This window comes from Pseudoalteromonas sp. NSLLW218 (assembly GCF_015864775.1).
Taxonomy (GTDB): domain Bacteria; phylum Pseudomonadota; class Gammaproteobacteria; order Enterobacterales; family Alteromonadaceae; genus Pseudoalteromonas.
Genome location: NZ_JADYWO010000011.1, coordinates 148,153 through 160,496, shown reverse-complemented (window position 1 = coordinate 160,496; position 12,344 = coordinate 148,153). Strand labels below are relative to the sequence as shown.

Annotated in this window: 12 protein-coding genes and 1 pseudogene; 6 read left to right on the top strand and 7 right to left on the bottom strand. The window is 39.8% G+C overall.

The features are described 5' to 3' along the window. Positions 1–145: 145 nt before the first annotated feature. From I6E80_RS16820 to I6E80_RS16810, 3 genes and pseudogenes are all read left to right on the top strand, one after another. A pseudogene (locus tag I6E80_RS16820) lies at positions 146–289 on the top strand (transposase); the annotation flags it as partial. Positions 290–415: 126 nt separating this feature from the next. Continuing rightward, positions 416–559 carry a DUF3465 domain-containing protein gene (locus I6E80_RS20510; protein ID WP_231616816.1) on the top strand — a complete coding sequence of 48 codons (144 nt, stop codon included), beginning with the start codon at positions 416–418 and terminating at the stop codon, positions 557–559. A gap of 43 nt (positions 560–602) precedes the next feature. Continuing rightward, positions 603–941, top strand: coding sequence for a hypothetical protein (locus tag I6E80_RS16810; protein WP_024597909.1), 339 nt, complete (start codon positions 603–605; stop codon positions 939–941). 108 nt (positions 942–1,049) lie between these two features. On the opposite strand, the gene I6E80_RS16805 is transcribed toward I6E80_RS16810, so the two are convergent. The 7 genes from I6E80_RS16805 to I6E80_RS16775 all read right to left on the bottom strand — a co-directional run bounded on the left by I6E80_RS16805 (position 1,050) and on the right by I6E80_RS16775 (position 5,469). Continuing rightward, entirely contained in the window at positions 1,050–1,493 is a 444-nt protein-coding gene (locus I6E80_RS16805) for a GNAT family N-acetyltransferase (protein ID WP_197186028.1), read from the bottom strand. Positions 1,494–1,557: 64 nt separating this feature from the next. Then, positions 1,558–2,151: a DUF2238 domain-containing protein gene (locus tag I6E80_RS16800; protein WP_076925943.1), complete on the bottom strand. Its 594-nt coding sequence runs from the start codon at positions 2,149–2,151 to the stop codon at positions 1,558–1,560. Positions 2,152–2,212: 61 nt separating this feature from the next. Then, the gene (locus I6E80_RS16795) at positions 2,213–3,004 is read right to left on the bottom strand and encodes an SDR family oxidoreductase (RefSeq protein ID WP_197186027.1); all 792 of its coding nucleotides are present in this window, start codon (positions 3,002–3,004) and stop codon (positions 2,213–2,215) included. 60 nt (positions 3,005–3,064) lie between these two features. Next, entirely contained in the window at positions 3,065–3,568 is a 504-nt protein-coding gene (locus I6E80_RS16790) for a DUF962 domain-containing protein (protein WP_197186026.1), read from the bottom strand. Positions 3,569–3,652: 84 nt separating this feature from the next. Then, complete coding sequence (locus I6E80_RS16785) at positions 3,653–4,060, bottom strand: hypothetical protein (RefSeq protein ID WP_197186025.1); 408 nt, start codon at positions 4,058–4,060, stop codon at positions 3,653–3,655. A gap of 71 nt (positions 4,061–4,131) precedes the next feature. Beyond that, on the bottom strand, positions 4,132–4,806 hold the full coding sequence (locus I6E80_RS16780) for a Crp/Fnr family transcriptional regulator (protein ID WP_101163003.1): 675 nt from the start codon (positions 4,804–4,806) through the stop codon (positions 4,132–4,134). A gap of 3 nt (positions 4,807–4,809) precedes the next feature. Beyond that, positions 4,810–5,469: a hypothetical protein gene (locus tag I6E80_RS16775; protein ID WP_231616815.1), complete on the bottom strand. Its 660-nt coding sequence runs from the start codon at positions 5,467–5,469 to the stop codon at positions 4,810–4,812. Between the two features lie 611 nt (positions 5,470–6,080). Between I6E80_RS16775 and I6E80_RS16770 the strand changes: the two genes are divergently transcribed. The 3 genes from I6E80_RS16770 to I6E80_RS16760 all read left to right on the top strand — a co-directional run bounded on the left by I6E80_RS16770 (position 6,081) and on the right by I6E80_RS16760 (position 12,180). Further along, positions 6,081–9,047: a TonB-dependent receptor gene (locus I6E80_RS16770; RefSeq protein ID WP_076925949.1), complete on the top strand. Its 2,967-nt coding sequence runs from the start codon at positions 6,081–6,083 to the stop codon at positions 9,045–9,047. A 102-nt stretch (positions 9,048–9,149) separates the two neighbouring features. Next, the gene (locus I6E80_RS16765) at positions 9,150–10,700 is read left to right on the top strand and encodes a tryptophan halogenase family protein (RefSeq protein ID WP_197186023.1); all 1,551 of its coding nucleotides are present in this window, start codon (positions 9,150–9,152) and stop codon (positions 10,698–10,700) included. Then, positions 10,693–12,180: a tryptophan halogenase family protein gene (locus I6E80_RS16760; RefSeq protein ID WP_197186022.1), complete on the top strand. Its 1,488-nt coding sequence runs from the start codon at positions 10,693–10,695 to the stop codon at positions 12,178–12,180. The genes I6E80_RS16765 and I6E80_RS16760 overlap by 8 nt, the downstream gene beginning before the upstream one ends. Positions 12,181–12,344: the final 164 nt, after the last annotated feature.

Genomic DNA, 12,344 nt, shown 5'->3' with positions numbered 1-12,344 from the left:
GCAGCCAAAGCTTGGGCCTCACATTACCCGAACTTGGTTAAAGTATTAATTAATTTATGGGTTTATTATCCATACAAGGCAATCAACAAGGACTGCTTCTCACCCGTTTTAGTGGACACCTCCTCATCACTTTGAGGAGACTAAAATGCCTAGATATACTCAAGCTAGAAAGACACGGTTTTACCCAGTTAATTTCAAAATCAAAGCAGTCGAACTAAGCTTACGAGACGATGTCTTGATAAAGGAGGTTGCTAAGACGCTTGATATTCATCCGTTAATGCTCAGTCGTTGACGAAAAGATTCCTATATTAAACGTCGATAATAAAGGCTGGCGTCATCAAAAGTTTATTCTTAAATTAAGTTCAGCATTACTATTTTAATCGCACATAACATTGACCTAGCCCCAAAAATTAATTTGATTTCGAAAAGTGATAATGTTCAATTTTATAGAGAGTATGAGTGGAATAAAAAAGTGGCCGTAGTACACTGGACTTATAAAGATCCTAACGGATATCATGTTGGTGGTTGGTTAAAACACAAAGGTAAAATATACCAATAGCTTTATAGCAATCTGTTAAAGTAAAAAGGTAAGGAAAACGAAAATGACAATGCAATGGATCGCAATTTTGGCGGCTTTAGGCTGGTGTTTATTACAAGTAATACTTTTGCTTATATCTTCACAATGTATTTTTTTAATGATCGAGTTTCGCTCTGATAATGAGCATAAACTGTATCAAAAACTTCTATCAAACTTTATTAAATATCTTTTTTACTCCTTATTTATTTTACCACTCATCTCTCTAGGTTTGTTTATATATGGTGTTATTAACATTAAAGAATGGTGTGAACTTAAGCCTGGATTGTGGGTATTTGCTGCTTGGTGGGTGGCTCTATTTGTACTTTCTTATGCTCTATCAATGAAGAAAAAATATCGTATTTAAAAGAGTATTAATATCTACCGCCAAAAAGTTTATAACATCAAAAAACAGCTTACTAATTAGCTATATAGTGAATCATAAAAATAATAACCCCACTTTAGAAAGTACTCTCTACTTACTATCACCATACACATTTGCAGGATTTATTTGCATTAGCAGTGCGGGGTTGTCTATTGGCTTAAACCCATATTGCGCGTACAGACTATGCGCATCAGAAGTCGCTAACAAAAAGCGCCTGAGCCCTTGCAGCTCAGGGTGCTCTACTATTGTTTTAATGAGTAACTTACTCAGCCCATTACCTTGCAAGTGCGGGGCAATAAATACATCGGCTAAATAGGCAAAGGTTGCTTTATCGGTCACTACTCGGGCAAAGCCAACTTGTTCGTTATGAGCGCTGTAAACACCAAAGCACATTGAGTTATCAATAGCCGATTGCATCACGCTTTTAGGTATGCCTTTGGCCCAATAGCTATTAGCAATAAAGTTATAAATAACGTTAAAATTAAGTTTGCTTTTGTCTGTGCTAATTGAGTAATCACTAGTGTTTGCAGTCATAAGTTAATAGTCTTTTATTAATATTTTATAAGCGTTTCTATATAGTCTTCAACGTTCCTATAGCCTATAAATAATCTTTAACGTTTTTAAGCTGTTTGTCGTGTACTTTTGAAAGCATTAACAACGAGCAAATAGCCCCAAATAACGCCAGTCCCATATCTGATTGGGTATCCCACACGTAACCTTGCGTGCCTAAAAATGCTTCTGCGTTTTCGCCGCTTAACACTGCAACCCACCACTCGATTAATTCGTAAAAGGCGCTAAATGCTAAACATACCGAAATAACAAAAGTGATTAACCAGCCTCGACCATTTACTACTTTTTTGCGCAGTAAAATTTCGCGCGCTAGTAGTGCAGGTACAAACCCTTGAAAAAAGTGCCCTACTTTGTCGTAGTTATTACGCTCGCTACCAAATAGGTTATCGAAAAAAGGGACTTCGGCGTAGGTGTAATGCCCGCCAATCATCAGCACTATGCAATGCGCTAAAATAAATGTATATAAAATAGGGGTAAGTTTAAAGTGGCTATAGGTACTTGCTAGCAGCACTAAACCAATAATTGCGGGGATAACTTCAAGCAGCCATGTAAATTGATCTTTTGGATTAATACCAGACCAAATTAATACAATAAAAAACAGGCTCAGCCATAAATACTTCATTTAGAATCCTTTTCTAAATTGATCAAATTTACGGCATTTTACGCCTTTGAAATAAACGACGCTACCTATAGTTTGTTTTTGCTGTAATGCGATTAAACAAAGTAGGAAAAAAGCGCTTAATTGTAGGCGCCCAACCACTTAAACCTTTGCCAATAATCACTTCGTCTTTTTTATTACTAATGGCACGAATCATTTTTGTAGCAGCTACGCTTACATCCATCCCATTTTCTATCGATTCTTCTGGTTTATTTTGAGCTATTCCCTGCTCGTTTAATGAGTTATGCGCAATTGCTGTTTTAATAGAGCCTGGGCAAATTGTTAAGCAATGAATGTTATGTTGTGCTACTTCTGCACGTAGGCAATCCATAAAACCAACAACTGCATATTTAGAACCCGAATAACCCGTTCTAAATTTTGAACCTACTTTACCCGCCACACTACTAATAGACACAATTGAGCCACTGCGCCTTGCGACCATAGAAGGCAATACAGCTTTAGTCAGTGCAATTAAGCCAAAGTAATTAACCTCCATTAATTGGCGATACACGTTAAAGTCGTTTTCTAAAAATAAACTGCGTTGCGATACGCCGCCGTTATTAATTAAAATATCAATTGTAGGAAGCTCGTTCATTTTTGCTGTTATTGTGCTCAGTACGTGTTCTGGCTGGGCTAAATCAAGTGGCACAACTAAGTGCCCTTCGCCTTTAAGCGTTGCTTTTAAATCGTTGAGTTTATTTACATTGCGCGCCGATAAAATAACGCGCGCTCCAAGCTCGGCAAATTGTATAGCAAGCTCTTTACCAATACCTGACGATGCGCCGGTGATCCACACGGTTTTATTATTATATTGCATGCGTTATCTGCCCTTTTATTGTTATTTCTTAGGTTTTATAAAGGTACTTAGTAAAGTATTTTACGCCTTTGTAGGGCCAGCTATTGCGTTTACTTCATCTTCTAATGTTTTGTAAAAACCCATTAAAAATAGTAGTTCAACAGTTACGTATAAAGGGCCAATAATTAAGCCAATTAGGTCATCTACAAACGCCGGTTTTTTACCTTCGTAATAGTGCCCAATAAACTGCAATACCCAACCAAATACAAACACACCTACGCCAATACTCAACCAAGGCCAAAACGCCATTGCCGCAATGGGCTGAGCAGCAACAATGAGTAAAGTGAATATCACAGCCATAATAAAGCCAAGCGAAAAGCTCAGCATAAAATAATAAACAACCGACGCTAATACAAAAAGTTGTGCGCCATCAATTACTACACTACCAAGGGGTATTTGAATGCGCGCTAGTAAACACAAGGCTGCAAATACAATGAGCGGAATACCAAAAAAATGCGTTAGTACATTACGTTTAGAACGATGATATAAACCATATTTACCAAGTTGCTGTTGAAGTGTTTTCATTGTTTTGCCTTTATTTTTATCTATAAAACTTACTTTAGCAAAAGTAGACACAACAACAATGTCAGGTATCCGACACTTTGTAAATTAAACAAATGCAGAAATTATTTTACCCGGCTCATGCTCACCTTTCATATCCGTTCGCTCGCGCCCTTTTTGATACTCTTGCTCAAGCATTTTTTGAAGTTCCTCTATTTTATCAGCAATTGCGCTAGGGTCTGCGCCCTCACTTTGCTGTTCTTTAATGAGCTCTTCTATTGTCGCTTTTAGCTCGTCTATTTTGTCTTTGTTTACACCTAAGCGCTGATAAACCAGCGCTTCTTGGGCACTTTCTAAAAACGTTTGATCTTTAGGCGTTGAGCTTATGCCTTTAACACCATTTGGTTTTTCATTAGGGAGGGTATTAGTTGCCGCAACTTCGCTTGAACCTGCCGCTTTATTTACTGTTGGAGAGTTATAATTACTATATTGATTTTTAAAGGTTATTGTAGTCATTAGCTCAAATCCATTGTTGCATTACATATTATGTAGCAATTTTGGTTCCAACTAAATAAAGCAGCCTCTATTTAAGCTTGTGTAGCACGGGCCTGTAACTTTTGTTTATCTAAAACAGTTATGCGTTGATACCCCAAACTAATAGCTTGTAAGCTAACAAGCTGTTGCAGTATTTGATTAATAGTTTGGCGCGTTAAGTAGGTCATATCAGCAAGTTGCTGCTGAGATAAAACAAGCGGTGTTAAGTGCTCTGTATGTTCGCTAAGCATTAAAAGTCGATTGCATACTTTTTGCTCAGCGCTTAGTAATGCGTGATCTTCCATTGAGGTAAACATTAGGCGTAACTTTTGTGCCAGCAATAAACCAAACTCTTGCCAATATTGTGGCTGTTCGTTTAATAGCTGTTCAAGCGCGCGTTGGGGCACGTAAAAAAGCACAACATCAGTTTGTGCATATACATCGTGAGTGCGCAGGCCACCATCAAACAAGGTAACTTCGCCAAACCACAGTGATGAATCAATAAAGCTCAATACGGCTTCTTTGCCTTCGTTACTTACGCCACTAATACGCACCACGCCGCTAAGCACTGCATAAATTCCATCGTGCTTATCACCTCGCAAAAATAATGACTGCTGAGCTTTAAGCGAGAGCGTTTTACCCTGCGTTAATAAAAAGCTTTTTAAATAAGCGCTGCGGCTTTTAAACCAATGCCCTTGCTCTATAACGTTTTGCTGCTGAGGAGTCATTATTTACTGCATTTGCTTATTAAATGGCTGTTTTTCGATAACCAATTTTTTAGGGAAATTTAAATCGGTTGCTATAACAAAGTCATCGTAAGGGTCATTACCCGAAAACAGCTCCGAAATTAATGTATCGCTTTTATAAACATTAACGGTTACACCGCTACCCATGCCGCCTGAGTTAATAATATAATAATGATATTCGCCGTTACTAAAAAATAAAATACTCTGGCCAATACGCCCTATTTGCCTGTAGTAACTACCAAATGGTGTATCTGGTGAAGCTTCTTTTTCAAGCCCTATGTCATTAATACGACCAAATCGATAACTAAGCGATGAGTCATCTTTTGCAACACAAACAGAAAGTACCTTCTCGGTAGGCTCTAACTTGTAAGCTGTATTTTCATCTGGGTTGCGCACAACTTTATGCATTTTTGCGTTAATGTAGGCTGCTTCATTACTTTTACAGTGCGTAGCTAGCATACCGACGACTAAAGCGGGTTCGTTTTTTTGAACTACAGGAGGTGTGTTTACTTTGTTATTAGTGGGTAAGTTACTTGCATTATTATTTAGCTGAGGGCTGTCTTGCATTGCCATACTTTGGTCGTCACAACCAAACAGTGCAAACAAGAAGAAAGAATAAAAGCTCGCTAAAAATTTAATGCGCATAATAAAATCCATCTATGAGAGAGCCTTTAAAATAGCGATAAAACTAGAGACCCGCAACACTCTTATGCGTAATACTTTATAAGTTTATTTTTAAACCATCTTCTGCAAAAACTACGTTACTTTTTAGTGATTTAATTAACGATTTTTTAAACAATCTCTGATTTTTTAATGACCAATTTATAAAACGAGACACCCTCTGTTTTAGGTGCCTAGGTTTAGTCACCAACGCTCTACCTATTAATTTTAGCCCGTAGCAAGAGCTGATGTTAAAACACCATAAAGTGTCTAAATAACTAAATGAATCAGTAATCGGGTTTCTTATAATAAAATGTTGTTACAGCGCTGTTTTTGAATGGCTTTTCATAACCAACTGTAATTTATGATTTAAATCTAAAAAACACACATTTTAAAAACAATTTAGTCTCATTTTATTAAAACAATAGTTGACCCTATTTAAAATTTAAACTAGCATTTCTGGAAGCGCTTCCACAAAGCTAAATTAAATAGGCTTTTCTGGAAGCGCTTCCATACATTTGACAATGTTTACAATTACACAATAACAGCCCCATACAAGCTGTTAATAATAATGATAAAAGCGCGAGGGAAACCGAATGTCTAACCATATTGTAAGAAAAACAAAGATAGCAACCAGCCTATCTCTGATTTTAGGCGCATCAATCTCTTTACCTGTATATGCACAAGAAGCAAATACAGATGTTGAAGTAATTCAAGTTACTGGTTTTAAAAGTAGTATTAAAGAGTCTACTCGTTTAAAACGCGACGCTGCAGGCGTTGTAGATGCTATATCAGCTGAAGATATTGGTAAATTCCCAGATACCAACTTAGCAGAGTCGCTACAGCGTATTACGGGTGTGTCGATTGATCGCTCAAATGGTGAAGGCTCTAAAGTAACAGTTCGTGGTTTTGGCCCCGACTACAATATGGTAACCCTAAACGGACGTACTATGCCGGCAGCTTCATTGCCTTCAGGCGGCGGTACACCCAGCTCTCGTGCTTTTGATTTTGCAAACTTAGCGTCTGATAGCGTTAAATCGGTTGAAGTATATAAAACGGGTAAAGCAAGTATTGCATCAGGTGGTATTGGCGCAACAATTAATATTAATACCGCTCGCCCACTTGATAACCCAGGCTTTGTTTCAAGCATTGGCGTAAAAGCATTACACGATTCAACAAACCGCGTTGGTGATGACATAACACCAGAGCTTTCGGGCTTAATTAGCTGGACCGACAGTGAAGCTAAATTTGGTGCCTCGTTAACTGCAAGCATGCAACAGCGCGATAGCTCATCAACAGGTGCGTTTGTAAATCAATGGAACACATCTGCTTTTGACGGCACAATCCCACAAGCAGCAGACGATATTGTTTTAACTAATGCACCCGCTGTTGGTCAGCTTTATTCAATGCCATCAGATTTGCGCTACACCATTGCCGACAGAGAACGTACGCGTACAAACGCGCAATTAACGCTGCAGTACAGCCCAATTGACGATTTAACAGCCACGCTTGATTACACATATTCTAAACAAGATTTATTCGAAGCCCGTGCTGAGCAATCAATATGGATGGATAACTACAAAAGCGCGCTAACGTTTGACGATAACACGGTAAAAACCCCTATTTATTACCGAGAAGAACGTCGCGATCAGCAAACACGCGATTTAGGCTTAGCGTTTCAAGAGCTAAACCAAGTTAATCAAAACGACTCTATTGGCTTAAACGTTGAGTACTATTTTAATTCAGAATTGAGCTTTATGTTTGATGCGCACAATTCAAAAGCCACTAGCAAACCAGATGCACCTTACGGCAGCTGGGTAAACGCAGGCTTGGGCGCAAATGTAGTTAACGCACAAGAAGTTGATTTTAGCCGCGAACTGCCATCAATGAGTATCGATTTTGATGATTGCCGCCGAGACAACCTAAATTGTAATAACACGTTAGATGCCTCTGATGTGGGTACGTCTATTTTAGATTCTAACTTTGCTCGCCAAGAGTCTGAAATCACAGAATTTAGAATCCATGGTAAATACGAAATTGAAAACGGCGCAATTGACTTTGGTATAGAGTCTCGCTCTATGGAAAGCCATTCACTGCAATCACTTACACGTAATACAATGGGTAACTGGGGCATAGAAAACCCAGGCGAACTACCTGATGGCTACCTAAACCCAACAAACTTTTTAGCTGAGTTTGACGACTACGATACATCGGGTTCGTACAACCAAGGTTATACCGGCAGCGCATCGCAAATTGGTTACTGGGCAGGTGAAGAATACGGATTTAACTTTGCAGCCGATGGCGCATTTGCAACTAACCGCACCATTGAAGAAGATATAACCGCAGCGTTTGTGCAATTTACTTACAACGGCTACATTGGCGATATGCCATACAACATTGTTATTGGAGCGCGCCAAGAGTCTACCGACATTACCTCAACGGCTAATATCGACTTACCTAACGCAGTCGCGTGGGAAGGTAATAACGACTTTAACGTTCGTTTTGGCTCAGATAAAGAAGATTTCACCCTTAAATCTAGCTACGATCACTTTTTACCAAGCTTTGACTTTGACATTGAAGTAATCGAAAACGTAAAAGCGCGTTTTTCTTATAGCACTACAATTGCTCGCCCAACTTACGACAACTTAAGTTCAGCAGCGACTGTTGGTGTACCGGGTGCCCCTACTCTTTTAGCGGGTTCTTCACCGGCTACAGCGTCAACGGGTAACCCTGGCTTAGTGCCGCTTGAATCAGACAATATTGATGTATCGGCTGAGTGGTACTTTGCAGAAACAAGTTATGTGTCGGTAGGTTATTACACTAAAGACATCGAAAACTTTATTGGTTTGACACCAATGACGCAAAACTACTACGGATTACGCGATGCAACAGCAGGCCCTCGCGCACAAGCTGCGATTGCTGAACTAGAATCTCGCGGACTTGCCCTAACCGATTCAAACTTATTTCAAATGGTTGCCGCAACAGAAAATAACGTTGATTTTGACTCTATGACCTACGAAGAGTTTGAAGCCGCTTACGATGTAATTGCTAACAGCGATGACCCATTACTAGAATTTACAGCGCAAGTACCTACCAACAATAAAAATGCCACCATTGATGGTTTTGAAATTGCCTTTCAGCACTTTTTTGGTGAAAGTGGTTTTGGTGTGCAAGCAAACTACACCACAGTTAACGGCGACATAGACTTTGATGTAAACGCCGACCCTACTACAACACAATTTGCACTAGTGGGTTTAAGCGATACAGCTAACTTTATTGCAATGTACGAAAACGATGATTTTCAAGCGCGTATTGCTTACAACTGGCGTGATAAGTTTTTAAATAGCGCAGCTCGATACGTTAATGAGCCAGGCTTTACTGAAGAATATTATCAAATCGACTTTAATGTTGCGTACAACTACAGCGAGCAACTCTCGTTTTTTGTTGAAGGCCTTAACATAACTGAGCAAAACAGCCGCGAACATGGCCGTACTTCAGTTCAATTGTGGAACCTACAACAGCTAGGCGCACGTTACAATATTGGTATGCGTTACAACTTCTAAAGGTAATACAAAGTAAAGCCGTTAGTTTTTACTAGCGGCTTTTTTGTATTTAAAACAGTATTAATGCTAGTTTAATTGTTATCAATTTTAGGGTGTTAACTCATGACCAAATCAATAACAAAAATAGTCGTTTTAGGTGGTGGCACTGCCGGTTGGCTAAGTGCAGGTTTATTAGCCGCCGAACACCCGCACCTTAGTGTAACGTTAGTGGAGTCGGCAAATGTGCCTATATTGGGCGTGGGCGAAGGTACATGGCCGTCAATGCGCAATACGCTACAACGCATTGGCATTAAAGAAATTGATTTTATAACGCAGTGCGACGCGTCATTTAAGCAAGGTTCTAAATTTATAAATTGGCGCAACCTCAGTGAGGGAGAAAACTACTATCACCCTTTTATGAATCCACAAGGCTATGAGCAAACCAATTTACACGCCAGCTGGCAACGCATTGCACCTAATCAAAAATTTGCCGACGTTGTTAATATGCAAAGCTTTGTATGCCAAGCAGCACTTGCGCCAAAGCAATTACAAACCCCCGAATACGCAGCAGTCACCAACTATGGTTATCATTTAGATGCGGGTAAATTTGCTGAATTTTTAAAAAATCACTGCGTTAAAAACCTAAACGTTACACATATTACTGACGATGTAACCGAGGTTATTAACGACGAGCATGGCTATATTGCCGCAATAAAAACAAATAACAATGGCGATATAACAGGTGATTTATTTATAGATTGCTCAGGCTCTCGTGCTCGTTTAATTGGTGAACATTTTAATAGTGAGTTTATAGCGCAAGATCATATTTTATTTAATAACAGCGCTGTTGCAGCGCAAATACCTAATGCACACACCAATCAGCCAATTGCCTCTGCAACGCTATCTACAGCACAAAGTAACGGCTGGATTTGGGATATAGCCCTGCCAACACGCCGTGGTACAGGTTATGTATTTAGTAGTAAATATCAAAGTGATGAAAGCGCAACAAACACACTAAAAAGCTACATAGCTAAAAGTACCAGTGAGCAACAAGCTGAGCAACTTAACTACCGCGTATTAAAATTCAGCCCTGGCTACAGGCAAAAATTTTGGATTAAAAACTGTGTTGCCGTGGGTATGTCAGCTGGCTTTTTAGAGCCACTTGAAGCGTCAGCACTTGCCATGGTTGAGCTTTCAATTAGCATGATAAGCGAGCAACTACCGCAAAACCGCACACACATGAGCCAGCTTGAAACGCGTTTTAATGATCGTTTTAGCACGCGTTGGCAGCGCGTTGTTGAATTTTTAAAGCTTCATTATGTGCTAAGCGAGCGCGACGACACTCCTTATTGGCAAGATATTAGTAATTTAAATACCGCGCCCGAGCGCCTGCAAAACTTACTTAAACTTTGGCAATTTCAACCCCCTAGCCGCTTTGATTTTATTGAAAACGAAGAAGTGTTTTCATCAAGCAGTTACCAATACGTTTTATATGGCATGGGCTTTAATACGCAAACTGTATCTGCACAAAATGCATTTAACGACCCACATGCTGGGGATTACTATTATCAGCAAAACCGCGAAAAAATAGCGCAGTACTTAAATGGACTGCCAAGTAATCGCGCGCTTTTAAATCATCTTTTATCAAATAATGGGCAGCCACATAATGACTAAAACAAACGCTGTTAAAAACGTAGTAATTGCTGGGGGCGGCACTGCAGGTTGGATGGCTGCAGCGGCACTTGCTAAACTAGTTGGCAACAATATAAACATAACCCTTGTTGAATCTGACGATATTGCCACTGTAGGTGTTGGCGAAGCAACAATTCCGCCTATTCGTACATTTCATAAATTGCTGGGTATAAACGAGCAAGCATTTATGAAAGCCACTCAAGCCAGTTTTAAATTAGGTATTAGCTTTGAAAACTGGGGCGATGAAAACACGCATTATATTCACTCATTTGGCGCAACAGGCAAAGAATGTTGGGCGGGTGAATTTCATCACTTTTGGCTGCAGGGTAAAGCACTTGGAATAAACAACCCATTTGGCGATTACTGCTACGAGCTGCAAGCGGCTAAAGCCGGTAAATTTGCGTTTAATCAGCAAAACCCCATTAACTATGCCTACCATATGGATGCCACGCGTTACGCGCAGTTTTTACGTGAATTTTCAGAGCCGTTAGGTGTAAAACGTATTGAAGGCAAAATACAAAAAGTAGTAAAAAACACTAAAACAGGCCATATAGAGTCATTAACTTTAAATAGTGGCGAGTATATTAATGGCGACTTTTTTATTGATTGCACCGGCTTTAGAGGCTTATTAATAGAGCAAGCATTGCATACTGGCTACGAAGACTGGTCGCACTTATTACCGTGTAACAGCGCCATTGCCGTGCAAACAAAATCCACCAGCGATACCGTATTGCCACTTACCCGCTCTATTGCCCACAAAAGCGGCTGGCAATGGCGTATACCGCTGCAAAACCGTGTAGGTAACGGATTAGTTTATTGCAGCCAATATATGGATGACGAACAAGCCAAAGCGTTGCTGTTAAATAACATTGAGGGCGAGGCGCTTACAGAGCCGCGTATTATTAAATTTAAAACAGGGCGTCGCTTAAAAGGCTGGAACAAAAACTGCCTAGCGCTTGGCCTTGCTAGCGGTTTTGTAGAGCCACTTGAGTCCACCAGCATTCACTTAATTATGTCGGGTATTATTCGCTTTATGCGTTTATTTCCGTTTAATGGCATTACCAATCACGCCATTGACGAATACAACAAACAGCTTAAAAGCGAAATAGAAAATATTCGCGACTTTATTGTGCTGCATTACAAAGTAACTAATCGCGATGACAGTGAGTTTTGGCAACACTGTAGTGCGATGGAGGTGCCAAAAACACTTCAGCATAAAATTGATTTGTTTAAGCAAACCGGCCGTGTATTTTTAGACGATGGCGACATTTTTAGAGTCGATTCGTGGGTGCAAGTTATGCTTGGTCAAGGTATTGAGCCTAATCAACATCACTTAATAGCCAGCATGATGAGCGATGAAGAACTCACCCGTTTTTTACACGGTATTAAACAGCAAATAGAACAGCGCGTTAGCCAATTACCGCCTCATCATGAGTTTTTAAAACAATATTGCCCAGCATAAAAAAGCCCTTATTAGGGCGTGTTATTCTTTGGTGGTTGAATTTGCAGCAGTATGTTTGGTTTTTAGGCAAGGCAGAGCCTATGTAGTGTGGTTATTCCCCATAAATAGGCGATAACGTAGCATAAATGCCAAACATGCGCTGCCCGTAGGGTTCTGCCTAGGGG

Coding starts and splice junctions, on each gene's coding strand:
- I6E80_RS16775 (WP_231616815.1), bottom strand. CDS start 5,469: ATGCGCATTAAATTTTTAGCGAGCTTTTATTCTTTCTTCTTGTTTGCA.
- I6E80_RS16780 (WP_101163003.1), bottom strand. CDS start 4,806: ATGACTCCTCAGCAGCAAAACGTTATAGAGCAAGGGCATTGGTTTAAA.
- I6E80_RS16760 (WP_197186022.1), top strand. CDS start 10,693: ATGACTAAAACAAACGCTGTTAAAAACGTAGTAATTGCTGGGGGCGGC.
- I6E80_RS16765 (WP_197186023.1), top strand. CDS start 9,150: ATGACCAAATCAATAACAAAAATAGTCGTTTTAGGTGGTGGCACTGCC.
- I6E80_RS16790 (WP_197186026.1), bottom strand. CDS start 3,568: ATGAAAACACTTCAACAGCAACTTGGTAAATATGGTTTATATCATCGT.
- I6E80_RS16800 (WP_076925943.1), bottom strand. CDS start 2,151: ATGAAGTATTTATGGCTGAGCCTGTTTTTTATTGTATTAATTTGGTCT.
- I6E80_RS16770 (WP_076925949.1), top strand. CDS start 6,081: ATGTCTAACCATATTGTAAGAAAAACAAAGATAGCAACCAGCCTATCT.
- I6E80_RS16785 (WP_197186025.1), bottom strand. CDS start 4,060: ATGACTACAATAACCTTTAAAAATCAATATAGTAATTATAACTCTCCA.
- I6E80_RS16810 (WP_024597909.1), top strand. CDS start 603: ATGACAATGCAATGGATCGCAATTTTGGCGGCTTTAGGCTGGTGTTTA.
- I6E80_RS16805 (WP_197186028.1), bottom strand. CDS start 1,493: ATGACTGCAAACACTAGTGATTACTCAATTAGCACAGACAAAAGCAAA.
- I6E80_RS16795 (WP_197186027.1), bottom strand. CDS start 3,004: ATGCAATATAATAATAAAACCGTGTGGATCACCGGCGCATCGTCAGGT.